The sequence below is a fragment of the Fictibacillus sp. KU28468 genome (assembly GCF_026153615.1).
Taxonomy (GTDB): Bacteria; Bacillota; Bacilli; order Bacillales; family Fictibacillaceae; genus Fictibacillus_C; species Fictibacillus_C marinisediminis.
Genome location: NZ_CP110666.1, coordinates 760,601 through 786,015, shown reverse-complemented (window position 1 = coordinate 786,015; position 25,415 = coordinate 760,601). Strand labels below are relative to the sequence as shown.

The window sequence follows — 25,415 nt, the reverse complement described above, 5'->3', positions numbered from 1 at the left end:
CACCGCGATTACACAAGTGTCAAAAGCCGGTGCCTGGCACCAAACTCAAATCACTAAAAGTTACAGCACCGGTGTCCTTCTCACGATCTCGCCATATTCTGCTCCTTCTATGAAACTCTTATAATTGTCCTGCTTAGGGGTTGGGAATTGAGAGAGGATGTAATCGGTTTTCACTTTTACTCCTTGGTCTATTCCCACGGAGATATAGTGCCTGTAACTTGTCCACTCGTAATCTTCTGCATTGCATACCATCTTAGCCGCTACAGGGTTTTGATGAATGTACCGGCTGACATCAATTAAATACATCATGGAATCAATGAGAGAAGCGCCATAACGGCCCTGAAACACATGTCCCACCTGATCGTATTTTCGATTAATGTACTTTGCATATTGTGTATTCAGGTATCCCATAGCTTCACCAGGGGGGCTTACGGTTGTTTCCAGAAGGAGATGGGTGTGGTTGGGCATGAGGCAATAAGCATGAAGGTTAAAAGGATGGCGCCTGTTTGTCTTTCTCAGCAAATATAAGTAATAGAGGTAATCTTCACGTTCATGAAAAATAGGTGTTTTACGGTTTCCTCTGCAGGTAATGTGGTAGATCGCGCCCGGAAACCAGGTTCGTTGTTTGCGCGGCATTACGGGGCTCCTTTCAGGAATTGGGGGATAAATGATGGGGAGAGATTGATGCAAAACGAAGAGGTAAAATATTATGTTCTACAGCCTGTCTCACTTCCCTGCCTAAGGCAAGAAAAAAATATATGGTGCCAGGCACCGCGATTACACAAGTGTGTAAAGGCGGTGCCTGGCACCATAGTTATCTAAAGTAGCTGTTCAGTCCTTCGGCTATGCCGGCGGCTGCTTTTTGCTGATGAGCAGATGTTCGGACGATCTGCTCTTCACTTTTATTGGATAAGAACCCGAGCTCGACAAGAACACATGGACGCTTGTTGGTACGCAGAACTTGAAGGTTTTTCCCGGCAATCCCACGGCTCTTAAATCCTGTATATTTCACAACGCCCTGCTGTACAAGGGAAGCCAGTCCGCTGTATACAGAACCGGGCTGATAGAACGTTTCAATTCCTGTTCCGGCAAAAGGCCCTGAATTATAGTGAATGCTTACAAACGCATCGACCAAATAATTATTGCTTAATTGCGGGCGTGAAGTTAACGCGATGGCTGTATCGGTGGAGCGTGTCATGTAGACCTTGGCTCCTGCCGCTCGCAGCTTCTGAGCTAAAATAAGCGCGGTGGATAACGTTACATTTTTTTCATATGTGCCGTAGCCCGCACCTACAGCCCCTACGTCATAGCCGCCGTGCCCGGGGTCAATCATGATTTTCTTCCCTCTTAGGCTGGGGAAACTTGAAGGGAGAGATAGGTTATTGTCATTAATTTTGGTAAAGGTGATGTAGGCTTTATGTACCCAGCCTTTTATTCCGCTGGATGTTTTGATGTTCAGCCAGTCTCCTTTGCTTGAGTACACTTGCACTTCGGCTCCGGTATTCAGCTTAGCCAAGACCTTGTAAGATGTACCCGCGTTTTCTCTTACATTTAAATCATTCGTCGTGACGTATCCTTTTTTAACAGAAGGCTGTACGGTTACCGGAGCAGTCGCTGATAAGTACTTTTTAGACAACCATCCTTTTGTGCCGTTTGAAGCCTGGATATAGCTCCATGTGCTTCCCGGGTCCAAAACCTTTACCTGCTGGCCTTTTTTCAAGGTCATCAACGACTTGCTTGAGGTTGTTGCCTTCTCTCTTAGGTTCAAAGAGTCAGTATTAACATAGGCATAAACCGTTTTAGCCGGTGCAGGGGCAGGGGCCTTGCTGGCTACATAGCTTTTAAGAACCCAGCCTGTTTTACCATTGGGAGCCTTTGCATTGTGCCAGGAACCTGATGTTTTCAGGATGGTAATCTTTGTTCCTCTCTTCAGCTGCATCAGAGATTTGCTTGTCGTTGATGCCTTCTCTCTCAGCGTTAAAAAAGAAGAAGCGTTCACATAGCCATACACTGTTTTTGCTTTTGGTGCTGAAGATGGCACAGGAGCTTTCGTAGAGATGAAGCTCTTGGACACATAGCCTTTCTTGCTTCCGGCTGCCTGAATATAATACCAAGAACCTGACGTTTTTAAGATGGTAACCTTGTTTCCTTTTTTCAATAGCAAAACGGATTTACTGGAGATCGTGGCCTTTTCCCTCAGATTGAGAGAGGAAGCCGTCACGTATCCTGTTTTTGTTGCAGAGGATGCGGATACGCTGATTTTTTTCAGATATTTTGATGATACCCAGCCTGTCCCCTTTTTCAAAGTCACCTGAGACCATCCGTTAGACTCTGCCTTAATCGTAACGGCTGCATCCTTTTTCAGTTTATCGATAATACTGCTGCTGGTACTAGGCTTCGATCTGACATTTAGAATCGATGCTGTAACTTTTGCTTTTGTTTGGCTCGCTGCAGCGTCTGCATGTGTGATAAAAAGAGATAAAATAAATGCCAGGATGAGAGCCAGTGAAGTGAACTTTCTCAAAAGCTGTAATCCCCTTTCTTACTTTCTATCTTTTCTACTAATCTTTTTCTACTATTTCTATCGGCAAATCGACGGAAAAATCCACCAAAATTCTACTAAAAATTCAGGTGCCTAAATTCAGGTGCCAGGCACCGCGTTTTGACATATGTGTAATCGCGGTGCCTGGCACCAGTTTATTTCACTGCTGTTACTTTTAAGGAATAAGGGTCTTTAGCCCAATGGTAGTTGTTGTCGTAAACAGTGAGATAATACGTTCCGGCAGTCAATGAAGCCGTGAACGACTCTTTTCCATTTAATCCTCGGGCATCATGGGGTTTTTCATTGATGACCTTGCCGTTGCTGTATTTATCAATCCATACCGTACTGTTTATGCCGGCTACCCCGCTGACATCGACTCTGACATTGGTTTTCTTGGAAACTTTGAATGTAAACCAATCGACGTCGCTCGGGGTATCGAACTTATCGCTGTATAGCTTGCCAACAGTCACTTTTTTCGCTTTTGAGCGCCGATCACCCACATCATTCTTTAAACTAGGATGCTTCGTATAGAACGGTTTGAGAGCATCTGCCCGGCCATATCCATAATATTGATTCCATTTTCCTTTATATTTGGCAGGCAAATAGGCAGAGCTCTCAAGCAGATACTCCACATCATCAGGATATAAAGAAGGTTCTTCAGCAAGAATTAGCGAAGCAAGGCCGCTGACAATCGGTGCGGAAAAAGATGTACCATCAAAATAGTCATACTCTCCATCGATTGCCGCGGTTAAAACATCTGTTCCTGGAGCTACGATGTCCAGTAATTCTCCGTAATTGGAAAAATCAGCGATACCGTCGTTGGGAGTGGACGCCCCTACACTTAGAACCTCTGGATAGGCTGCAGGATAACCTAAAGCATCATCTTCATTTCCTGATGCCGCAACAAGCACAATTCCTTTTTCATAAGCAGAACGGATAGCATCATATTCAATGTCCTCATACTCACTTCCGCCATAGCTCATGTTGATCACATCAGCTTTTTGTGAAATGGCATAATAGATTCCCTCGACGCAATCACTCGTTGATATTCCTTCTTCATCCCCTACACGGACTGGAAGTATATCAGCATACGGATTAATTCCAGCCATGCCTATACCATTGTTTACAGTAGCCGCAATGACACCTGCAACAGCTGTTCCATGGCCGTCATAATCCATGGGATCGCTGTCTTCATCGTATGTATCGTAGCCAGATAACACTCTTCCTTCTAAATCCGGATGAGTGTAGTCAACACCTGAGTCGATAACAGCCACCTTTATCCTCGCCTTTGGTGATAGTCCAAGCCATGCGTTTGGAACTTTCATTTTGGGAAGCGGCCACTGATAAGAATAAAAAGGATCGTTCGACATTTTCTTGACCATATAATCTGGCTCGGCTGATTCTATGCGAGCTGACCGCTTTAATTTTCTTAGAGTTCCTTCATAATTTAGCTTTTTCGGAATTCGAACCACCTTAAGATTCTCTTTTCCTAAAATTGAAGAAGAGTCCGCGATCGTAACACCGAACCCCTTTACAAGTTCCTCATTCGAAAGCGTGGTCTTCACGATGGCCTGTCTGTTTTTTACGTGATCATTAGAATGATTACTCATTAAATGGATCTTGCTGCTCGGTTGAAAAGACTTCTTTCTTCGCTGCCAGTTCTCATCATCCGCTGAAGCTGACGTACTAAAAGAACTTAATAAAATACTGCCCAACGCAACTCCAGCCATAAAACGACTGTACTTTTTCACACTGCTGCCCCTCTTCATCTTGTTTGATTTAATGGTGGTACCCTTTTTATATCGGGTACCAGCCTCCATGATTTAGAAAATATAGGTAAATCATCATACTTGAACTTTAAAAACACCTGCGCAACCGAACACTTAGAACCTGATAATTTACTATTAATTACAATTATACAATATATTACAAATATGGTGCCAGGCACCGCGATTACACACTTGTGTAATTGGGGTGCCTGGCACCAGATATTAGGGTGTGGTACATTGGAATAAAATTTAACAGGGGAAGGCGGTATAAAACGATGGAGCATTTTCTTCTTTTTGTGGTCATGGCGGTTTGCCTGATTATTCTTCCCGGCCCTGATACAGCCATTGCCACGAAAAACACGTTATCTCTAGGAAAGACTGGCGGTTTTAAAACCATGCTTGGAACATGCGGCGCCTTGCTCATTCACACCGTAGCAGCTGTTGTAGGCCTGTCTGCCATCATTGTGAAATCGGCAATGCTTTTTTCTATTTTCAAGTATGCTGGGGCGGTCTATCTGATCTACATCGGAATAAAGTCGCTCTGGTCATTAAAGGACGGGAATATTGAAACAGCCTATTCTGCGGAACCTGCAGATCAAACACCCGGAATCCGAAAGTCCTCATCTTGTTTCAGACAGGGATTCCTTACAAATCTTCTAAACCCAAAGGTCGCACTTTTCTTCTTAACGTTCCTTCCGCAATTTCTTGAACGCGGCAGCAACGCCTTTGTGCAATTTTCCATTATGGGCCTCACCTACACACTTCTGACAGCGGCCTGGTTTTTCTTTTACGTCTATTTGATCAACCAGATCAGTGTCTTTATGAAAAGGCCGGCGACTCAGCGTGCCATGCAGGGAGTAACGGGTGTGGTACTCATCGGCTTCGGCATGAAACTCGCTTTAGAAAAGCAGAACTAAACAACGCTCACCAGTCCTCTTGAAGCTGCCAAGAGGATTTTTTTTGTGACATAATGTTACAAATTGAAGCATTACGGGTATTGATTGGAAAGTTATTTTCATCATTTAAATATTTCACACTTGTAAGGGAGGGGAAGAAAAATGTTTAAGGTAGTTGGTGTTTATAAGACAGAACAAGAAGCAGTGGAAGAACGGAATCAACTGAAACCGAAAAATGAAAACAGCACATTTTTAGTCGTTGGGCCTTATGAGACCATTGAAGAAAAAGAAGATAACGAGCAGATCATACAGCATTTTTTGGACCAATCCGACAACTCATCCTTCTCACAGAATCTCTCAGGAAATGAGAGACTCGTCTTTCTAGGAGTAGATCATAAAGAAGCGGAACATTACGGAAACCACCTCGAGACAGGGGAATTTTTATTATTGAGAGAGTAAGGCTCAATTTCATCACAAAAAAGGCATCCGTGCTTCGTTGCACAGATGCCTTTCTTATTTTAAGCCTCTAAAGAATCATTGTTTTTAGCCTGGCGGATTTCATTGTAAAATTCAGCTGAAGATGCGGACATATAAGGCGTCAGCCATAGAAACCCGATAAACAGTGTCATAACCGCCAGGATCACCCAGCCGATAAAACTAAGCTGAAGAAGGAAGTACTTCCACTTGTAGCCGTCCATTAATCTGCGGCTTTCGGTGATGGCACCCGTAATCGAAATCCCCGGGTTGTCTTTCAAGACATAGAATGTTTGCGAATATGCAAGCCCTTTGATAATACCCGGAACAATCAATAGCAGGGTCCAAAGAACTGTGAAAATCCATACCAGAATCGTTGTTCCAATAATCTTTAAGAACGTACCGATGTCCAAGAAAGGCTGAAACATGTTCTTCACTTCTTGAGGCTCACGCCTTATAAGGCTCAGAAAGACCCAGCTAAAGCCAATCGTGATTGGGTAAACAAAACCGTTAATAATCCAAGAAAAGATATATGCTGATAGATTTCGTTCAGCTCCATTAAATTCGTCCTTTCCTCCCAATAGAAAAAAATCAATCAAGTTAGGAAGAAAAAACGTAAAGATTCCCAAAAGGAACGTCAATAGAACCGCAAAGCCCCATTTGTTTTCCAGGGCAACCCTTGCTTCCTTTTTTATTTCTCCGATTCTCATGCCTCTTTCACCTTACCTTTTTTGTTTCAATTCTTTTTGCAAAATAGTTATTCTTTGGAAAAAGCCATTAATGCTCTTTTTTTAGGTGAAGGGCTTCTTCTGATCGGTCCAGCCAGTCGGCAACTAAAGCATTGAAGACTTCGGGCTGTTCAATCTGCAGGTTGTGCCCCGCCCGGTCCAATACAGCAAAAGATGCACGAGGAAATTGATCCATGATGGCCCAATGATCTTTGAAGCCGACAACAGCATCCTGCCTGCCAGTAAAAAACAGCACAGGCTTCTCAAAGGGTTTCTGTAAGTTGATAGAAAAGGTAAAAGCGTAGTTCTGCTTTATTTTTTCCAGAAAAACAGGATCTGCCAGCATCACACCTGGTATGATTTCTTCCCTCGTTCGTTTCAGTACATATTCATCCTGTACAACTGCTATAGACGCAAACTCCCTGGCTTCTTCCAACGGAAGGGATGCGATTAGCTGCTCATCTGTTTTAATGACCGTATGCTCCGGCAGCTCTCTTTTTTCATGTTCTGCGTAGATCGGTGAACAAATCGTGAGCAAGCCTTCTACCCTATCCCCCATTTTAGTCATGACGCCTCTCGCAAGATAGCCTCCATAGGATTCACCAGCAAGTAAAAAAGATTGTTCGGGTATTACTTTTTCAATAAAACGCAACACAACATCCAGCATATCATCCGTCCCGGTCAGCCAATACTCCCCTTTGGTCCGGCCCATCCCCGGCAGATCCAAATAGATTCGCTGAAACCCGCTTCGGTCTTTAAAAACCGGCTCCATACAGCCTTCCATCAACCGGTAATCCGGCGAGAAACCATGAATCATGATGATGGGCTTCCCTTCCCCATGTACCTCATAATGAACCTGAATATCTCCAAGATCGCAAAACATGTACATCGCCCTTTCATTGACGGTGCCATCGCGTGGTGCCTGGCACCCAATTTTGTCTTCTATTCTTATCCTCATTTTAACATTACTTCCTGAAAAGAAGGCCTCATTCACCCATTTGCCGAATAAGAAATTGGTGCCAGGCACCACGATTACACACATGTCAAAACGCGGGTGCCTGGCACCAAAATAACAAAACTCCGAAACACAGCAAAAAAGGTTAAGAATTAATATCTGCTGCACATTAAGATAGGGTCATGAGGGAGGCGGACGTATGGATTACTTCAACAGCATTCAGAATACGATTGACTATATTGAGGAGAACTTGGAAGAACCCTTGACGCTTCCGGACCTCGCCAGGATTGCCTGCTTTTCGCCTTTTCACTTTCACCGCGTCTTTTTGATGCTGGTCGGCCACCCGGTGATGGACTACATCCGGAAAAGAAGACTTGCGCACGCAGCGGACCTGCTTGTCCATTCAGAGCTTAAGATTGTGGACATTGCCTTCAGCTGCGGGTTTTCTTCCCACGAATCCTTTAACCGGGCTTTCAAAAAGCTATTCGCGGTGACACCCACACAGTTCCGAAAAGAGAAGCTGTACACCTATACGCTTCCTGAAAAAGCCGCCCTCATCAAAAAACCTATTGTAGGAGGACCATTTATGCAGCCGAAAATTTATATGAAGCCTGAATTTAACGTCATCGGTTATGAACTCAAAACCACTTCTGAAGATGGTAAAAATCTAAAGGAAATCCCTGTCTTTTGGCAGACCTATTTAAAAAACAATAAGATGAGAGAAGCTATCCCCAACAAGAAGGACCCTTCAGTGGAACTCGGCATCTGCACAGATTTTAACCAGGAAAACGGCTCGTTCAGTTACCTGATCTGCTCTGAAGTTACGGATTTCAATAATGTTCCTGAAGGCCTTGTGGCCAGGACGTTCCCAGAAACCAAGTATGCCGTGTTCACTACCCCGAAAGTTGCAGAAAACGAGTTTTCCGACAGCATTCAGGCGACATGGCAGTACATTTTCAAAGAATGGTTCCCTTCTTCCGGCTACGAACATGCCGGCGGAGTTGAGATCGAGCTGTACGATGAACGAAGCATAAGCCCTGAATCCAAACAGATGGACATTCTGGTCCCTATAAAATAACATGCAAAGAAGACGGCAATCTCCTGAACCATCAAGGAACTGCCGTCTTTTCAGTACGTTTCTTTTTAAATATTTTATAAAGTTTCTATAAATAATTATTAAGAATGTCGAATTCTGTTGCTCTCTTTCCTTCTTCATTGTTATGGTGTTCATGAATTGCTTTGGAACGCCACATTTTTCCGGAAAGGGGGAAAATACCCTTGATTAAAGAATGGAACCTGTTACGCACCCTAGCCTGTTTAAGCATTGTATTTCTGCACAGTACATCGCTGACAGCTGTCTCTGTCGGAGGTTATCCTGCGTCCGGGGTTTACAGCCTGCTGCGTATCGCTCTATGTTATGCCACACCGACGTTTGTCATCCTGTCTGAGATCATCCTTGCGAACCGCTATCCCGATCAGCTTCCGAAAAACTTTTGGAAAAAGCGTGTGAAATGGATTTTTGCTCCGTTTCTCGCCTTTGCCGTGATCGATGCACTGGTCAGCTATCATCTCAACCCGAATATCGATATCGCTTTAATGATTAAAAACAATCTATTAGGAAATTACGAAGGATACTTCGTTCTGATCATTTTTCAATTTTATATCCTGCATTATTTTGTCACGAAATACAACATCAAGATGAACTGGCTGATCCCTATCAGCATTCTTGTGATGAGCCTTCATTTTAAAGTGATGGAAGGCGAGCATCCTTGGATCAAAGAGAATTTATCGTATTTAAAAATTCCGTTTACGGCATGGTTTGCGTATTTTACCATTGCTTATGCGATCGGAAAAAATTACACAGCGATCGCTGCCAAGCTGCAAGAATACCGATACCAAACGCTCTTTGGGGTAGTTCTGAGTCTCGCTATTGTCTTGATTTTTTACAAATCAGGTTATGTCAGCGTCGGGTCGAAGCGATTAGATCTGTTTCCATTAACCGTATCGATTAGTCTCCTCGTTCTGGCTTGGGGCCAATTGCTGCCGAATATTAAAATCGTGAACTTGATCAGCAATTACTCTTTTGGCATTTATCTCATCCACTGGCAGGTTCAGCGCTATCTTGCACCCTATACGGCTCAATGGTTCGACCAAACCCACCTGCAAGTGTTTTCGCTCTTCTTTATTACGCTTTTAATTTCAATGGCAATCATTAAAGTAATATCCTTACTGCCGTTTGGATCGTATGTGGTAGGCAATACTAACCGTAAAATAAAAACGATATCTCCGAAACTGGTCAAAACAGCATAGCTTCTCCCAAAAGCAGATGTCCCCTTCAAGACATCTGTTTTTTTACGGCCATTCATCCCTCGAACACTTCGTTGGCGGATGTTTAGGCTTACTGTATAATAGGTAAAAGATAACAATGGATAAAAATGTTTTTCAAATGCCACTGGAGGTGGAGAAATGAAAACTGATTCTTTGGATTTAAACCCCTTTGTATTGGACTATTTTTCGACTATTTCTCAAGATGACTTAAAGAAGGATGTATTCCCCAAATATCCTGAAGTCTTTAATTTAATTGCGCAGTCACGCGGATTCGGAATACCTTGGCAATACAAAAAAGCCGCAGAGTCCAATAAAGTTGATCAGCGCATGTTCTTCTTTGAAAGTAACTTAGGCAAACAGTATACCGGGAATCCAAGGTACATTTATGAACGCATGATCGAACGTTATCCGAATTATACATATGTCTGGTGCTATGCCGGCAACGAAACGATTCCCGGAGATCCAATCATTGTTGATAGAGCATCCGCTGAATACTATAACTTTCTTGCCAGATCACGGTTTATCATTAATAACACAACATTTCCGCTTTGGTACCACCGGCCTGAGACCTTCTACTTTCAAACATGGCACGGCACACCGTTCAAAAGACTGCACTGGGACATTTCATCACGTCCATTAGAAAAACGGTCGACGCCTGAATTTTATGTGAAATCAACCAAATGGGATGCCTTATTATCTCCCAATCATTATTCTACAGAGATATTCCAATCTGCTTTTAGATACGAAGGAGAAATCGTTGAATATGGTTATCCTTCCAATGATATTTTCTATGACAAAAGAAGGTACTCAAACGTCAGAGAAAAAATAAGAGCAAAACTCGGAGTGCAAAATAACAATGCTCCCATCTACCTTTATGCGCCAACATGGCGGGACGGTAAACACCTTGGGAACTCCATGTTTGAATTCAATTTAATGCTAGATCCATTTAAATTTATAGAGCATGCTCCTGAAGACGCTATCCTGCTTATCCGCTCTCATCATATGAGCAGCTCTGATGATAAATTAACAAGTCTCGCTGGCCGTGTAATTGACGTCAGTGGCTGGGACGATGCCATTGAACTTATGTGCGCAGCTGATGTTCTCATTACAGATTACTCATCGATCGTGTTTGACTGGTACTGCAGCCTAAAACCCGTTATTTATTATGTTCCTGATTACGACCAATATGTCGGCTCAGTACGAGGAGCTTATTTTGAATTAAGTGAGCAGCGAGCAGGAGAGATTTGCTACACTGAAGAAGAATTGCTGCAAACACTGCCTAAAGTCTTAAAAGACAACTCTCCTGAATATAAGGATTTTTATAAAACATTCTGCAGCATGCATGACGGCAATTCCTCAGACCGAGTCATTGATTACCTGCTATCCAGATAAAAATGTAAAAATCAGCAAAGCACCCTATTTGAAGGGTGCTTTTTTTATTTAATAAAAAAAGCACTGCCTGTTTCCAGGCAGTGCTTTCCTTGTTTAGTTTTGTTCTTGTTGTTGACCAGCAGGTGCTTCTTCCTGATTGGTCTGCTTTTGCGTATTAGCATTATTTTTTTTATCATCACGGTTATTGTAGTCGTACTTCGACCGTTCAATCGGCTTGAAGTCACGAGGAGTATAGAAACGAAGAAGATCTCCGTAAACAACCTTGTCAGACAGATGAAGAGTGTTTTCAACAAATTGTTGTTCTTTCTGAATTTCTTTATTCTTTTTAACCGGCTGGCCTGTTTTTGCATCAAAGTATTTACCGTTAATTGCGGTAACCTTAGGACTCACAAAGCTTCCGTTTCGGAAAGGAATAACCTGCTGATGCTGCTTAGACAATAAGTCCGTACCAAACTGGACATACTCTTTTGTATCAACACCAAGCAAGTGAAGCAAGGTTGGAAGCACGTCGACTTGTCCGCCATATTGATGCTGTACTCCACCCTTCACGCCAGGGACATGAATCATTAATGGTACACGCTGCAGCTGAGCATTATCATATGGAGTGATTTGATCTTTGCCTAGAACTTTAGCCATCGACTCGTTATGGTTTTCAGAAATACCATAATGGTCACCGTACATAACAATGACAGAGCGGTCATAAAGCCCTGAAGATTTTAAGTAATCCATAAACCCTTTAACAGACTCATCAAGATAGCGTGCCGTCTGGAAATAACGGTCGACTGAACCATCACCTGTATCATCCGGAGCGATAGAAGCTTCTGCATCATCAATCGGGTAAGGGAAATGGTTAGAGAGCGTAATAAATTTTGTATAGAACGGTTCCTTCAATGTTTTCAGCATTGGAATGGACTCTCTAAAGAATGGTTTATCCTTTAGGCCATAGTTCACTACATCTTCATCCCTCATTTGATAATGGCTTGCATCAAAGAACTTGTCAAATCCAAATGACTTGTAGATTTCATCACGGTTCCAGAACGTTTTGTAGTTCCCGTGGAATACTGCGGATGTATATCCTTTTTGTCCTAAAATAGCAGGTGCCGCCTGAAATGTGTTCGATCCATTTGTTGTGAATACAGATCCTTGCGGAAGCCCGTAAATGGAGTTTTCCAGCATGAATTCTGCATCCGATGTTTTACCTTGGCCCGTTTGGTGGAAAAAGTTATCAAAGTAAAAGGTATTCTTATCTTTTGTAAACGAGTTTAAATACGGAGTGACTTCTTCACCCTTCAGTTTGTAGTTAATCATAAAGTTCTGGAAAGATTCCAGGTGAATGTAGATTACATTCATGCCTTTTGCCTTCGCAAAGTAGGCAGGATTAGGCTTTGCATAATTAGCGTCTTTGTAATTGAGGACGTCACCCATATCGCTGGAATCTGCTGACGCTTTTTGCGCGGAGATCCGCATGCTTTGGATCGCATCATAAATGACGTAGTTGTAAGTTCCAAGATATTTCACCAAGTAGTTGCGGTCAAACGTACGCGTTAAAAGCTGCGGACGATCCGTTTCTGCCAAGCCAATGTTAATAACAAGCAAAGCAATCGCTGAAACCAGCACAAGCTGCACTTTCTTGCGAGCCATGCGAACCGGCTCGGGCTTGATGAATTTTGCAGCGACAAGAACAGTTAGAATGATGGTATCAATAAAATACAGCGGATCATAAGGCTTAAGCAGTTCCCAGATGCTTCCTCCAAGATCTCCAAAGTTTTTCGTTTGAGTCAGGGTCGGCATCGTAATGAAATCGTTAAAGAAACGGTAATACACGATGTTTGCATATAGAACAAAAGAAAGGAGTAAGTTAAGGACAATCGTCCAGATGTAGGCTCTTTTCCCCTTTGCAAATAGTGCCAACCCAAAAAAGAAGATAGCTGAACTGATCGGGTTGATCAGCAGCAGGAACTTCTGCATTCCATTTTCTATACCAAGATTAAATTCAACAAGATAGCCTGTATACGTTTTTAGCCAAAAAAGAACAACAGCTAAAATGAAGAAACCAAGATGCTTTTGGACAACATTTTGGCCAGCTTTTAAAAGACCTTTCAATTCTTTCACCTCTTCTAGTACCTCTATAACATATGATTGTCTAATTACTTTTTTTCGCACCTGTAAATTTTAGTCTATTTTATTATAAATAGCAAAAGTGAAAATATGATGAAAAGCTAAGATTTAATTTTATTTTTATATATTTTTCCTTAAAATTACGCCCTCTAGCCATCATTTTCGTTTATTATTGCGGTATTTTAATTGTAAAAACGCTTCCTTTCCCGGACTTGCCCTCAACATGGATCCAGCCGCCGTGAGATTCGACAATCCATTTTGCAATCGCAAGCCCTAAACCATGGCCTCCAAGCTGTTTTGACCGGGATTTATCCGTCCGGTAAAAACGCTCAAATATCCGTTCGCGTTCTTCAGGCTTTATCCCTATACCCTGATCTTCAACCAAAATAACCAGCAATTTATTTTTTTCTTCTTTTTTCAGCGAAAGTTCAAGGTTAACCTCAGCATTTTCAGGAGAATACTTGATGGCATTCTCCAGCAGAATATAAAGAAGCTGATCCAAACGTTCACGGTTTCCATACACAAAAAGCTGGGCAGGCGTATTCAGCCTAATTGTTATACGTTTCTCATCCGCAATTGTTTCAAGAGAATGAACCGCTTTTTCAGCCAGCTGATGAAAATCAAACACTTCTTTTTGCAATTCCGTTTTTTCAGCATCTGAACGGGCCAGTGTGAGCAAATCTCCTACAAGCTTAATCATCCGCTTTACTTCATATTTCATATTAGATAGAACAGAGTGTGAAAATTCATCTTCCTGCACTTGTTTTTCCATCTCCAGCGCATTAATAGAAGATAATATGACACTCAGCGGGGTTCGAAGCTCATGTGAGGCATCGGCGGCAAATTCACGCTGCTTCATATACGATCTGATAATAGGTGACATAGCTCGCTTCGACATGAAATAGCTGATAAAAAAAGAAACAAAGGAAAAGACGAAAAGCAGTATGGCAAAAATGTTCAATAGCCAGTCAAATAGCTCCACCCTATTAGATATGCTTTTCCCAACATATAAAATGCCAATGAATTGATTTCCTTTATAAATTTTGCGTCCTGCCATCATGAGATCGATATTTCTTTTATTTAAATCCTCTTGCCACGGAACAAAATAAGAGACGTTTAAGTTTTCATACCGGACCTCTTTTGGATTTGGATTCCAGCCCTCTAGTTTCTTATACAGCTTTGGACGGAGATGATGGTAAAGTTCATCACCCGTTATAAGCTTTCCTTTGGCATCGACGACGTAATAGAAGAACTGTTCGTCAGAAAGCATGACAAAGTTTTGTATGGAGGGCTTTTTGCCTTTTATCATTTTTTCTTTGATCACACTTACTTCCTGGTCCACGAGCTTCTTCAGCTGATCCTCCTGGCTGCTGACAATCACTCCGTATAGCAAAAAATAAACGATGACCATAAAAAGAATTAAGAACAGCATCAGAATGCCTGTATAAATCATTGTCAGCCGCCACTGTGTACGGCTGATCAGGTTTAAGTTTTTTAAAAGATTCCAGCGGGAAAAGAGGCTAGTTTTCAAGGCGATACCCCACCCCGCGCACACTTTCAATAATTTCTTTTTTGGTGAGCTTTCCAAGTTTTTTCCGAAGCAATTTAACAGTGGCATCCACTGTCTTTGCCGAGACATCTGCATCGAAACCCCAGATCCGGTCAAGGATGGTTTCCCTCGGCAGTACTTGGCCTTTATTGCGAACAAGAAGATCAAACAGCTGAAATTCCCTTGGGGTCAGCTGTATCTCACCCTTAGCTGAATTTACTATATAACTGGTACGATTCAACACAATATCATAAAGTACGACCTTTTCTTCAACAATAGGAGCAAAGTTCCTTCGTGATAGAGCCCGAAGCCTGGCAAGAAGTTCGTCAATTTCAAAGGGTTTGACCAGGTAGTCATCGGCTCCTGCATCCAGTCCATGAATCCTGTCCTGAACTGAATCTTTTGCTGTCAGCATCAGAATGGCTTGGGAATAGCCCCCAGACCGTAATCGCCTGCAAACTTCCAATCCCGTTTGCCCCGGCATCATCCAATCCAGGATCACAATATCAAAATCAGATGCTATCGCGGTCTCATAGGCATCTTCTCCATTTGACACCCACTCTACATGATGTTGATTCTTTTTCAGCATATGGACAATCAACTTTCCAAGATGCAAATCGTCTTCCGCTACCAGAATATTCATGTAAAAGCAGGCTCCCTTCAGCTTGATCACTGACTTCAACAATTGATGATAGCACAATTACTGCAAAGAGGATTGAAATTCCTGCTGATTTCACACAATTTCCTAATAATTTATGTATGGGTTTAAGAAGTGAAGATGGAAATTTTTTTTAAGAGACTTTACAAAGGAGAGATTCTGAGGAATAATGAGAGTAGTTCACCGAACATTTGTTCTTATATTGAGTATAGCTTATATCTCAATCTTTTGTCTATAAAAAAAGCCAGCATTAAATACTGACTTTACTTAAAATCATGAAAAGGAAGAAAGTATACTTGATAATTGGGAAGTCTTTCAAAACCAAGTTTTTCTGCGATTACAACCGAATCATGCCTAAAGGTTTCTGTTGTCCAATGGGGTTTCCTGCCACTTTTTAAGCAGTCATTGATAAAACCACGGGCCATTCTCGTTGCAAGCCCTCTGCCTCGATGTTCTGTTTCATAAACATTTATGCCAATCTCCACGTCATCCCCACACGCAAACACACTGATGCACGTTCCGATGACTTTATTTTTATGCATGGCACACCAGCCTAGACCGCGTTCTAAAAAGCTTTCCTCCGAGTCCCAGAATTTCTTAATCTCTTTATTGATCGTATGGAGTGGATCCTTCAAAAGCAAATCTTGAGAAATTCTCGATACTATGTACTCTTCAGGTATAGCATTGTTTAATTTTGAAGATAAAAAATGTTCACGTTTAAACTTAAAAGGCACTCGTTCACCCATTTTTAATCCTGCAGGAAAAAGCGAGGATATTACTTCATGCCAGCCTTGAGGAGGATATACTTCAAGATTAAAATCATTTTCGCCGAGTTCAAGGGCTTCAGGTTTTATTCTTTCTATTATGAATGGCTGCAGAAAGGAGTTGAATGTGTGGTTCGTATGGTCTCCTCCCAAATAAAACATTTCATTAACCGCCCAGATTAATGCAGTTGAAGGAGATTCAACATCATCAACAAAGATCTTTCCGCGATTTATCCCTGAAATGACTCCTTGTATGACTGGATGATCGTTTTGTTCTTTAAAAAGTTTTCTTACCTTATCGTATCGTTTTAGAGGCAATTCATAAATCATATTGATCCATTCTCCCTTGTTTTAAGATTTTTGCACTCTGCATAATCTCTTAAAACAGAAAGACTGCACGACGTTTACTTATAAGTGCCGTTTCAAACCAACCCCCTCGCCATTTACAATTATTGTATAATCCAAGTTTATCATGATTTTTATCAAAGAGTAAACGAAGGGATTCAATTTCCCCTTTATACGAACAGAATTTTCGTTTTATTGCCAATTCCACGTTTCAATCTGCTAAAATCCGGAAATATTATCAAGCAAGCATGGTAATAAAATCATAAAAATCTGGCCCATTACATATAGCGCATAAGACATATTACCCCTTCTTTCGACAACTAGCAGGTATAATCTTCAAAGGAAAGAAAAAAGTAGGAAAACAAAGAGGAAAGGAGAATGGTGATGAGCAGTGAAGTGCTAAAAAAACGCATTCACCAGCATTTCAACACAAAGAAGATAAAGGATGAGCAGCTGGAAACATTGCTGGTACGTTTCATCCTGTCCGTAAAAAAAGGAAAGTAAGAAAAAGGAGCCTTCATGGAGGGCTCCTTTTTTCTCAATTAAGCGTGCCTGGCACCAAAACTATTAAACAGGAACTTTTTCGTTATTTTCCGAAGTAAGTTGTTCATGTCTGCCGTAGTGTTTAGCTATCAGATGGCCGTATATAGACGCCAGAATCTGCTGAAACAGCATTCCAACCACGACGGGAACAGCTGTCGCCGGCGAAAAGTACGTTAACGCAAGAACAGATCCAGCGCTGATATTCCGCATGCTTCCACTGAAGACGAGAGCTACAACCCTTTCTCTCTCCCATCCAAAAAGCATGCCGGTCAGCCAGCATATTAAGTAACCACTGGCCGCGATCAACAGGACGAACAAACCAATCAATAAAAGTTTCGCGTTCACATGAACCAAATACGGGGTGGCAACCGAAGCATTGATGGCGACCACAGCACTCATGCAAATTTTAGAAACTGGAGAGATTCTTTTCCCGAGCGTGTTCTTTATTTCTCCCTTCGTCCAATGATTAAGCAGCATGCCAATGACAGATGGGATCACGATCATATTCAACAAGTCCTTCACCATGGACCATTCATCAATGGAGACGGTTTCTCCGACAAACAGTGATAGGCTGTAAGGAACGACGATCGGCGATAATAGCGTATCAATCAATATTATGGAAAGCGCGAGGGTGCTGTTCCCACGATAGATGGATACCCAGATGCTGCTCGTCACGCCGCACGGTATGACCATCGCCAATACGAGTCCGGTTATGGTAAGGGAATCCGAGGAAAACGCAATGTGCCCGACTCCCCACGCCCAGATCGGCATTATGATATGCAGGATGATGAGTGCTGTCAGGATGGGCACTGGCCGGGACAGTGTATTTCGCAGATGGGTAAAATTAGACCCTAAACTACCTGAAAACGTCATGAATGCAAAAATCCAAGGAACTAAAAAAAGCAAACCCTTTAGTTCGCTCGTAAGCAAAATTCCAAGGATCACACTTGCGGGTGTAATAAATGGCATGAATTTTTCCAGCTGGTGGTTTAACTTTTCTAACACGATTAGCCTTCTTCCGTCTGAGTCTATTACTCTAATAGTATATTAATTTATATTATAAAATATTTAAGTTTGCGGTGCCAGGCACCGCAATTATATACTTGTGTAATTCAGGTGCCTGGCACCCTACAAAAAAGGCGCAGGCTATTGTATATTTTTGAATCCCTCTCCCCGCCAGGTGCATAGGATGTATGCATACCCATTTGAGATAGCTGTCCAAAACAGATTTTTTAATTGACAAACTATCAATTCTATTTTACATTAAATGAAATTAAATATTCTTATCCAGAGAGGTGGAGGGAATTGACCCTGAGAAACCTCGGCAACAGACTCTTTTATGAGCACTGTGCCAATTTCAACAAGCTTCTTTGCTTGGAAGATAAGAATTGTGTTGATCATTCTTCGGTCTCTTCAACCCCTTCTTATGTTTCCATAAACATAGGAAGGGGTTTTTTATCGAATCAATTCCTACTAAATAGATATGAATAGTTATTTTAAATAATAAACGTTAAATGAGGAGTTGGTGATATGGAAAAACACGACTGTATACACTGGAAGGGAAAAAGGCTTACCGCAACCGTGCATTATCCGAAATCCATGCTAAGCAAAAATAAGATATCCCCTGCCGTTATTATTTGCCATGGATTTACAAGCAACCGGATTGGTGTGGACCGATTGTTTGTTAAAACGGCACAGCAGCTTTCTTCGAACGGATTTGTTGTAGTTCGCTTTGATTATTCGGGCTGCGGGGAAAGTGAGGGAAATTATGGGGAAAACAGCTTTGAAGACCTAATCGACCAAACATACGCTGCCGTTAGCTTTGCCTTGGAGCTTCCTAACGTTGATTCTGACCAGATTACCCTGCTTGGCCATAGCCTTGGAGGAGCAGTTGCTGTACACTCTGCGGCCCGTGACGAAAGGGTTAAACAGTTAATCCTCTGGTCTGCGGTAGGACGGCCGTTTGATGACATCGTAAATATCGTGGGTGAAGAAGAATATAGCCATCTATTCATTAAAGGATTCGTGGATCATTTAGGTTATTCCCTGACCACAAAATTTCTGCAGTCCCTCAAGAATTCCAATCCGTTAGACCAGCTATCACAGTTTTCCGGTGATGTGCTGCTCGTTCACGGAACGGACGACAAAGAAATTCCAGCCCATTATTGCGGGGAATTCTTTGAGAATACCCAAAAAAGATCATGTGGAAAAAGCAAGATTCGGCTTATTAAAGGCGCCAACCATACCTTCTCATCCATCATGCACTTCAATGAACTGATCACTGTAACCTCCGATTGGCTCATAAATGATTCTAATTTGAAGGTGCCAGGCACCGGCTTTTGACACTTGTGTAAAAGCGGTGCCTGGCACCTGTATTGATAGCGATGGTATTCCAATGAAAACTGACCCGGTTTTTCGCATTTACCGAAAATCTGTCCATATACAATGTTTTTTGTGTGAGCCGCGCTAACACATATACTAAACTTGCCAACAACAGGATGACTGCCGCAACTAATTTTTTCACTTCTTCATCTTCCTTTTTTAAAAAAATCTGCACCTTCGTGGTCTTTAAGCTGCTGCGGAATCTCTTTCCACTTTGAAAGATACAGCAAATGGGCTTGGTCTTTTTTGATCATTCAATTAAGCAAGCCGCATAAAACTTGTTCACATTGTCCCCTTCTGCATTCCATATCGTAGTATAATAGCTTTTGTATTTTTATTATGGACGCGTCGCCGTAAACTTCATTACCCTTACCAGACAGCCAACTTGAACGTTCTAAAAATTAAGGGGAGATCAACTTGAGAGAAAAACGCAGAAAAAGTCTGACTAGCCTGATTGTATTGCTGTTAACGGCTTTGCTCATCACAGGGTGTGCACATGCACCTAGCACAGGCCAAACAAGCACGGATTCCGGACAAAAAACGGGTTCACCTGCTGCAAAACAAGAAGATTCATCTTCAAATGATGTCAAAACCACTCCATCCAGAGATCAGACATCTGCCGTTAAAGGCATGCCGGCTACTGTTACGTATGTGGTCGATGGCGATACACTGGATGTGAAATTTAAGAACGGAAAAACGGAGCGAATCCGCATGCTCCTTATCGACACACCCGAGACAAAACATCCGAGGCTCGGTGTTCAGCCGTTCGGGCCGGAAAGCTCCAAATTTACAAAAACCCAGTTAACGGGCAAAAAAGTCGGGGTCGAGCTGGATGTGTCCGAACGCGATAAATACGGCAGGCTGCTCGCGTACATATGGATCGGAAAGCAAAACTTTAACCAGCTTCTTCTGGAAAAAGGCCTTGCCCGTGTGGCCTATGTGTATCCGCCTAACACCAAATACGTCGATCAGTTCCGCGCCACACAAGAAAAAGCTCAAAAGGCAGGTGTCGGCATTTGGTCGATTGAGAACTATGCCCAGCAAGACGGATTCCATGCCAATTCGAAAGCCAGCACAGCAAACAGAACAGTTTCCGGAGGGACTTCACCAGCCAGCAAGCAAAATAATCAGGTGAAAACGCCAGAGAAACCAAAGGGAAGCTGCAACATCAAAGGTAACCAATCCGGAATCTATCACATGCCTGGGGGCCAATATTACGATCGGACGAAAGCCGAGGTCATGTTCTGCTCAGAGGCTGAAGCCCAAAAAGCAGGCTACCGAAAGTCTCAGCGATAGATAGTGGAGATAAAACTAAAAGCCGAATCAGCAGTTTTTGCTGGTCCGGCTTTTCTTTTGGCTTTTTTAGATAGCGGTTCTAGTGCCAATAACGATGGTTGCGTCCAGTTCACTGGAACGGACTACACGTGATAACAATCGTTAGCATTAAAAATTTCGAGAGTCTGCAGTGCCTGCCGTTCGCTGGTCTAAACAAGCAGATGGCCTCCCGGCACCGGCCCAATCCGACGCACCAGCAGCTATCCTCCGCTGGAGATCAAGTCCATCCTCCCCGCCGTCCAGTGCCACTCGATCCTCGTGAAGGCGAGCTTCCGCAGGAAGCATCCCGATCGCATCAGTGGGGACGTAAGGTGCGTTAGCGACTAGGAGGTTGACGCGCCCGAGAAGTGTTTGGGCAGAGGCTTGTACAGGTCACCTTCGTAGACACGGCCGCCGAGAGCTGTCACATTACGGCTAGCGCATTGTACCGCTTTCAGATCGATGTCAGCAGCATACAGCTTAATACTTTCTTGGGTTGAAGCCAGCACGGCGCCAACCGCACCTGAACCGCAACAGAGATCAACGGCGATGTCTCCCGGCCGTATGATATTTACCGCTTGGGAGACAAGAAACTCAGTACGTCGGCGGGGAACAAAAACCTCCGGGTCCACCTCGATCCGGAAGCCGCAGAATTCCGCCCATCCGATGATTTGTTCGAGGGGAAAACCGGCAGCCCGCTGGTCTATCATAGCAGCCAGCTGTGCAGGCGGTTTCGCCTCAGCCATCAGCAAACGAGCCTCATCCTCCGCATAAACACAGCCAGCTGCCCTAAGCCTCGTGACAACAGTTGAAAAATTCCAATCCTGCTGAATATCAACATTCACCATGATTTTACCTCTGAATGAATTTTTTGGTGCCTTTTTTTGAGGTGCCAGGCACCACGATTACATACATGTGTAACGGAGGTGCCTGGCACCCCTCTCTACTCCACCCCTCTAAAAAAACGACAACCCAACTGCGAAGATGACACCCGACACTAGCAGGGTGGTGACGCAGTATCCCATGATGTCCCGTGCGCCGAGTCCGGCAATAGCGAGAGCCGGCAAAGCCCAAAACGGCTGGGCCATGTTCATCCATGCTTCACCGTAGGCGATGGCCATCGCTGCGATGCCGGGTTCTACGCCGAGCTGCTGTGCAGCAGGCATGATGAACGGCCCCTGTACGACCCAGTGTCCTCCGCCGGACGGAACGAAGAAGTTGACGAATCCTGAGCTCAAGAACGCAAAGAACGGAAACGTCGATGGGTTGGAAATGGAGATAAATGCGTTGGTGATCATCCCGCCAAGGCCGGACAGCTCCATCATTCCTTGAATCCCCGCATAGAACGGGAATTGAATCAAGATGCCAGCTGTTCCTTTTGCCGCATTGGAGACAGCGTTCATATAAGACAGCGGCGTTCCGTGCAGCAGAAGTCCCGTCGTAAAGAACAGCAAATTGACTGTATTGATATCGATTTTAAAACCGTTTGTGGCTATGTAATAGATGATGTACGAATAGCCGAGCACCGCAATTGCCAGGCTGAGGAATCTGCTGTTTTCCATCGTAACGGCAAACGTTCGTTTAACCTCAGTTGGGTCGACCGCTATCGCTGCAGAGGCTTCGTCTTCCGCCAGGATCTTTGGATCAATCCCAATCACGTCTTTTCCCGTAGGCATCATCAGCCTGGCCATGATAGGCAGGATAATAAGCAGCGCGACCGTAATGAACAGGTTATAGCTGGTGAAGATGGTATCAGTCAGCGGAATCAGCCCAGCTGTTTTTTCCATCGGATTTCCTGGAGTGGCAGCCACGAGGGGAATAGAACCTGACAGTCCGCCGTGCCATGTAAGAAAACCGATATACGCACACGCGATCAGAAAACGGTAATCCGAGCCAGGAATCCGTTTGGCTACTTCCTTTGCGAACAGGGCACCAACGATCAGCCCGAACCCCCAGTTGATAAAACAAGCAAGCCCAGAACCTACCGTAACTAAAATGACCCCTTGAGCTGGCGTTTTAGCAATTCCGGCCAGCTTCACCATCCATTTTTTGATCAATGGTGAACTGGCTAGGGCATGCCCCGTCACCAGGACGAGAGCCATCTGCATCGCAAAGGCCAGAAGGTTCCAGAATCCCGATCCCCAGAAACCTACCATTTCGATGGGGCTGTGATGCGTAAAAATAACACCGGATAAAAAGAGGATAATCGTCAGGATTAATGCAAACACAAATGGATCAGGCAAGAATCTCTGCACAAGGGCAGTGAAGAAATTAGATAGCGCTTTCATTTTATTCTCCTTCTCTGTTAATCTATTTACTTTTTTAAAAGTACACTGAATAAATATTCATCTTAACGAAGTAAAAATCCTGTCTGTCTTTTATCCTATTTTGTAAAATTTCATCACTATTCGGCGGAAAATATCAAAAAAAGCAAGAATGATATTTGGCCTCATTCTCGCTCTTCTTACTACTCTCCCACCATCAGCACTACTTTTCCCGTGCTTTTTCTGCTTTCCACCCATTCGTGGGCACGGGCTGCACCTTTTAAAGAAAACTGCTGTCCGATATTGATTTCCACTCGGCCATCCTCCAGCAACGGAAACACTTTAGGAGCGATTCTTTGCAGTACATCTGGCCTCTCCTTTCTTGTCGTACCAAGGCTGAAGCCGAGCACCGAACGGCAGCTTGAATGGAGCTCACCCGCCGGAATATTGCCATAGCTTCCACTGGAATTTCCGAAAACAACGAGGCGGCCGTATTTGGCCAGACAGCTGAAACTCGCTGCAGTCAGGTCCCGGCCGACCGAATCAAGTATGATGTCAGCACCCCTTCCATTAGTCAGCTCATTCACTCTTTGAGCAACATTATCCTGCTCATAACAAACGACATGATGAGCGCCGGAATCCTTGGCCGTTTGTATTTTGTTTTCATTCCCCACCGTGCCGATCACAATGCCCGCACCAAGAGCGAGGGCCATCTGCACTGCTGTCGTTCCAACACCGCCGGCCGCTGAATGAATGACAATAGTCTCTTCTTCCTCTATCTGCGCCAAATTGGCGAGTAAATGGTATGAAAGAAACGAAACGATTCCGCAAGCCCCTGCTGTTTCAAAGCTCATGCTGTCCGGTATCGCGAATGTCAGATTTTCGTCTGCTGCTATGTATTCTGCATAGGAACCGTTATGAGGAAAGGCAAGAACCCGCTGCCCCACTTGAAGGCTCTGTACGTCTTCACCCACCAGCTCCACTACCCCAGCCGCTTCCAAACCCGGAATAAATGGCAGAGTTCCCTTTCCCTTATTCCTATGCCTCGCTTTAATATCTGCGTAGTTTACAGAAGTAGCCTTCACCTTAATTAACACCTGTTTGGATTTGATAGAAGGCACATCCATATCCAGATATTCCAGGTTCTCCGGCCCGCCAAATTTCGTCACCGCAATTGCCTTCATCGTTCCATTGATCGTCCCCTTCATCCCATTTCCTCCTTTTTCCTTTTATTATGGTGCCAGGCACCACAATTACACAAGTGTCAAAACGCGGTGCCTGGCACCATCAAGGCCATCAAAGTGGACCCTCACAGGTCTTGGCACCACAAAAATCTCCTTTCTTCTGGTAAACTTAATGAAAATGAAAATACATAGATAGGATGGGATACGATGACTGCTCGAAAACTGCTGATCGCTCAAAATGTTAATGCTGCTTATGTTGAAAAAGTGCAGGAAGTGATACCGGAATGGACCATTGTGACCGGCAAGGATAAGGAAATATGGCAAAAGGAAGCTCCCGATGCTGAAGTGATCGCCGGATGGAAAAAAGGGATGGAGGATTACACCCTTGACAGTGAAAATTCATCTTTAAAATGGGTGCAAACGTGGAGTGCCGGGGTAAACAGTCTCCCATTAGACAAGCTATCCAGCAAAAATGTGCTTCTGACCAGTGCCAACGGGGTTCATGCCTTCCCGATTTCCGAGACCATTTTCGCTCTCATGCTCGGGATGACCCGCAAAATTCATACGTATGTCCGCAACCAGCAGTCCAAAACATGGGATCATTCCAATCTTAAGCTTGAAATTCACGGAAAGACGATCGGCATCCTTGGTACAGGTGCGATCGGAAAAGAAACGGCAAAGATTGCAAAAGCGTTTGGCATGAGAGTTCTAGGTATGCGCCACTCCGGAAAACCCGAAGAATATATCGATAAAATGTATACATCTGATAAGTTGCATGATCTGCTGCCTGAATGTGATTATGTGGCAGTGACGCTCCCGCTTACAGAAAAGACCCATCACCTTCTTGGCCAAAAAGCGTTTCAACTCATGAAGAAATCTGCTTTCTTCATTAATATAGGACGCGGTGATATCGTGGTCGAAGAAGAGATGATTGAAGCGCTGAAGAGCGGTGAAATTGCCGGAGCCGGGCTTGATGTGTTCGAGACCGAACCGCTCGGAGATAACAGCCCGCTTTGGGAGATGGAAAATGTCATCATTACTCCCCATACCGCCGGATCCACACAATATTACGACCAGCGTGTGATCGAGGACATCTTGATTCCTAACTTAAAGGAATATGTAAACGGAAAGACACCTTCCATTAACGCTGTTGATTACAAGAAAGGCTATTAATCCATCACTAAAGAGGTCCTAATCAAAAGGACCTCTT

20 protein-coding genes, 1 pseudogene and 1 riboswitch are annotated in these 25,415 nt (G+C 43.6%); of the genes and pseudogenes, 8 read left to right on the top strand and 13 right to left on the bottom strand.

Going from position 1 to position 25,415, the window contains the following annotated elements:
• Positions 1–60: 60 nt before the first annotated feature.
• The 3 genes from OKX00_RS03935 to OKX00_RS03925 form a co-directional block, all read right to left on the bottom strand.
• Positions 61–636 carry a transposase gene (locus OKX00_RS03935; protein ID WP_265409513.1) on the bottom strand — a complete coding sequence of 192 codons (576 nt, stop codon included), beginning with the start codon at positions 634–636 and terminating at the stop codon, positions 61–63.
• A gap of 178 nt (positions 637–814) precedes the next feature.
• Positions 815–2,524, bottom strand: coding sequence for an N-acetylmuramoyl-L-alanine amidase family protein (locus OKX00_RS03930; protein ID WP_265409512.1), 1,710 nt, complete (start codon positions 2,522–2,524; stop codon positions 815–817).
• A gap of 173 nt (positions 2,525–2,697) precedes the next feature.
• On the bottom strand, positions 2,698–4,293 hold the full coding sequence (locus tag OKX00_RS03925; RefSeq protein WP_265409511.1) for a S8 family peptidase: 1,596 nt from the start codon (positions 4,291–4,293) through the stop codon (positions 2,698–2,700).
• 293 nt (positions 4,294–4,586) lie between these two features.
• Here OKX00_RS03925 and OKX00_RS03920 point away from each other — a divergent pair, with 293 nt between their 5' ends.
• Entirely contained in the window at positions 4,587–5,228 is a 642-nt protein-coding gene (locus tag OKX00_RS03920; protein WP_265409510.1) for a LysE family translocator, read from the top strand.
• Between the two features lie 141 nt (positions 5,229–5,369).
• The gene (locus OKX00_RS03915) at positions 5,370–5,666 is read left to right on the top strand and encodes a hypothetical protein (protein WP_265409509.1); all 297 of its coding nucleotides are present in this window, start codon (positions 5,370–5,372) and stop codon (positions 5,664–5,666) included.
• Between the two features lie 59 nt (positions 5,667–5,725).
• On the opposite strand, the gene OKX00_RS03910 is transcribed toward OKX00_RS03915, so the two are convergent.
• Together OKX00_RS03910 and OKX00_RS03905 are read right to left on the bottom strand one after the other, a co-directional pair.
• A complete protein-coding gene (locus OKX00_RS03910) occupies positions 5,726–6,391 on the bottom strand; it encodes a DUF975 family protein (RefSeq protein WP_265409508.1) in 666 nt (221 codons plus the stop codon).
• A gap of 67 nt (positions 6,392–6,458) precedes the next feature.
• Complete coding sequence (locus tag OKX00_RS03905; RefSeq protein ID WP_265409507.1) at positions 6,459–7,367, bottom strand: alpha/beta fold hydrolase; 909 nt, start codon at positions 7,365–7,367, stop codon at positions 6,459–6,461.
• 196 nt (positions 7,368–7,563) lie between these two features.
• On the opposite strand from OKX00_RS03905, the gene OKX00_RS03900 reads away from it, so the two are divergent.
• From OKX00_RS03900 to OKX00_RS03890, 3 genes are all read left to right on the top strand, one after another.
• A complete protein-coding gene (locus OKX00_RS03900) occupies positions 7,564–8,442 on the top strand; it encodes an AraC family transcriptional regulator (protein ID WP_265409506.1) in 879 nt (292 codons plus the stop codon).
• Between the two features lie 200 nt (positions 8,443–8,642).
• Positions 8,643–9,674 carry an acyltransferase family protein gene (locus tag OKX00_RS03895; protein WP_265409505.1) on the top strand — a complete coding sequence of 344 codons (1,032 nt, stop codon included), beginning with the start codon at positions 8,643–8,645 and terminating at the stop codon, positions 9,672–9,674.
• 156 nt (positions 9,675–9,830) lie between these two features.
• On the top strand, positions 9,831–11,084 hold the full coding sequence (locus tag OKX00_RS03890; protein ID WP_265409504.1) for a CDP-glycerol glycerophosphotransferase family protein: 1,254 nt from the start codon (positions 9,831–9,833) through the stop codon (positions 11,082–11,084).
• A gap of 93 nt (positions 11,085–11,177) precedes the next feature.
• Here the strand turns inward: OKX00_RS03890 and OKX00_RS03885 are convergent, their stop codons facing one another.
• The 5 genes from OKX00_RS03885 to OKX00_RS03865 all read right to left on the bottom strand — a co-directional run bounded on the left by OKX00_RS03885 (position 11,178) and on the right by OKX00_RS03865 (position 18,066).
• Positions 11,178–13,187 carry a lipoteichoic acid synthase gene (locus tag OKX00_RS03885; protein WP_265409503.1) on the bottom strand — a complete coding sequence of 670 codons (2,010 nt, stop codon included), beginning with the start codon at positions 13,185–13,187 and terminating at the stop codon, positions 11,178–11,180.
• A 184-nt stretch (positions 13,188–13,371) separates the two neighbouring features.
• The gene (locus OKX00_RS03880) at positions 13,372–14,733 is read right to left on the bottom strand and encodes a sensor histidine kinase (RefSeq protein WP_265409502.1); all 1,362 of its coding nucleotides are present in this window, start codon (positions 14,731–14,733) and stop codon (positions 13,372–13,374) included.
• The gene (locus OKX00_RS03875; RefSeq protein ID WP_265409501.1) at positions 14,723–15,394 is read right to left on the bottom strand and encodes a response regulator transcription factor; all 672 of its coding nucleotides are present in this window, start codon (positions 15,392–15,394) and stop codon (positions 14,723–14,725) included. The genes OKX00_RS03880 and OKX00_RS03875 overlap by 11 nt, the downstream gene beginning before the upstream one ends.
• Positions 15,395–15,672: 278 nt before the next feature.
• Positions 15,673–16,503: a GNAT family N-acetyltransferase gene (locus OKX00_RS03870; protein WP_265409500.1), complete on the bottom strand. Its 831-nt coding sequence runs from the start codon at positions 16,501–16,503 to the stop codon at positions 15,673–15,675.
• 582 nt (positions 16,504–17,085) lie between these two features.
• Positions 17,086–18,066 carry a bile acid:sodium symporter family protein gene (locus tag OKX00_RS03865; protein ID WP_265409499.1) on the bottom strand — a complete coding sequence of 327 codons (981 nt, stop codon included), beginning with the start codon at positions 18,064–18,066 and terminating at the stop codon, positions 17,086–17,088.
• Positions 18,067–18,341: 275 nt separating this feature from the next.
• Positions 18,342–18,449: riboswitch (SAM riboswitch) on the top strand.
• Positions 18,450–18,591: 142 nt separating this feature from the next.
• On the opposite strand from OKX00_RS03865, the gene OKX00_RS03860 reads away from it, so the two are divergent.
• Positions 18,592–19,404, top strand: coding sequence for an alpha/beta hydrolase (locus OKX00_RS03860; RefSeq protein WP_062237652.1), 813 nt, complete (start codon positions 18,592–18,594; stop codon positions 19,402–19,404).
• Positions 19,405–19,860: 456 nt separating this feature from the next.
• Positions 19,861–20,739 carry a thermonuclease family protein gene (locus OKX00_RS03855; protein WP_265409498.1) on the top strand — a complete coding sequence of 293 codons (879 nt, stop codon included), beginning with the start codon at positions 19,861–19,863 and terminating at the stop codon, positions 20,737–20,739.
• Between the two features lie 66 nt (positions 20,740–20,805).
• On the opposite strand, the pseudogene OKX00_RS03850 reads toward OKX00_RS03855, so the two are convergent.
• From OKX00_RS03850 to OKX00_RS03840, 3 genes and pseudogenes are all read right to left on the bottom strand, one after another.
• Positions 20,806–21,605, bottom strand: a pseudogene (locus OKX00_RS03850) (putative protein N(5)-glutamine methyltransferase).
• A 108-nt stretch (positions 21,606–21,713) separates the two neighbouring features.
• Positions 21,714–23,045 (bottom strand): TIGR00366 family protein, encoded by a 1,332-nt coding sequence (locus OKX00_RS03845; RefSeq protein WP_062237646.1) that lies wholly within the window; start codon positions 23,043–23,045, stop codon positions 21,714–21,716.
• A gap of 179 nt (positions 23,046–23,224) precedes the next feature.
• A complete protein-coding gene (locus tag OKX00_RS03840; protein ID WP_265410463.1) occupies positions 23,225–24,205 on the bottom strand; it encodes a quinone oxidoreductase family protein in 981 nt (326 codons plus the stop codon).
• 207 nt (positions 24,206–24,412) lie between these two features.
• Here OKX00_RS03840 and OKX00_RS03835 point away from each other — a divergent pair, with 207 nt between their 5' ends.
• Positions 24,413–25,378: a D-2-hydroxyacid dehydrogenase gene (locus OKX00_RS03835; protein ID WP_265409497.1), complete on the top strand. Its 966-nt coding sequence runs from the start codon at positions 24,413–24,415 to the stop codon at positions 25,376–25,378.
• Positions 25,379–25,415 lie beyond the last annotated feature (37 nt).

Bases quoted from the DNA above. Each gene is read 5' to 3' on its own strand.
- OKX00_RS03845 (WP_062237646.1), bottom strand. From the start codon at position 23,045: ATGAAAGCGCTATCTAATTTCTTCACTGCCCTTGTGCAGAGATTCTTG.
- OKX00_RS03835 (WP_265409497.1), top strand. From the start codon at position 24,413: ATGACTGCTCGAAAACTGCTGATCGCTCAAAATGTTAATGCTGCTTAT.
- OKX00_RS03900 (WP_265409506.1), top strand. From the start codon at position 7,564: ATGGATTACTTCAACAGCATTCAGAATACGATTGACTATATTGAGGAG.
- OKX00_RS03915 (WP_265409509.1), top strand. From the start codon at position 5,370: ATGTTTAAGGTAGTTGGTGTTTATAAGACAGAACAAGAAGCAGTGGAA.
- OKX00_RS03935 (WP_265409513.1), bottom strand. From the start codon at position 636: ATGCCGCGCAAACAACGAACCTGGTTTCCGGGCGCGATCTACCACATT.
- OKX00_RS03890 (WP_265409504.1), top strand. From the start codon at position 9,831: ATGAAAACTGATTCTTTGGATTTAAACCCCTTTGTATTGGACTATTTT.
- OKX00_RS03875 (WP_265409501.1), bottom strand. From the start codon at position 15,394: ATGAATATTCTGGTAGCGGAAGACGATTTGCATCTTGGAAAGTTGATT.
- OKX00_RS03910 (WP_265409508.1), bottom strand. From the start codon at position 6,391: ATGAGAATCGGAGAAATAAAAAAGGAAGCAAGGGTTGCCCTGGAAAAC.
- OKX00_RS03840 (WP_265410463.1), bottom strand. From the start codon at position 24,205: ATGAAGGCAATTGCGGTGACGAAATTTGGCGGGCCGGAGAACCTGGAA.
- OKX00_RS03860 (WP_062237652.1), top strand. From the start codon at position 18,592: ATGGAAAAACACGACTGTATACACTGGAAGGGAAAAAGGCTTACCGCA.
- OKX00_RS03920 (WP_265409510.1), top strand. From the start codon at position 4,587: ATGGAGCATTTTCTTCTTTTTGTGGTCATGGCGGTTTGCCTGATTATT.
- OKX00_RS03870 (WP_265409500.1), bottom strand. From the start codon at position 16,503: ATGATTTATGAATTGCCTCTAAAACGATACGATAAGGTAAGAAAACTT.
- OKX00_RS03905 (WP_265409507.1), bottom strand. From the start codon at position 7,367: ATGAGGATAAGAATAGAAGACAAAATTGGGTGCCAGGCACCACGCGAT.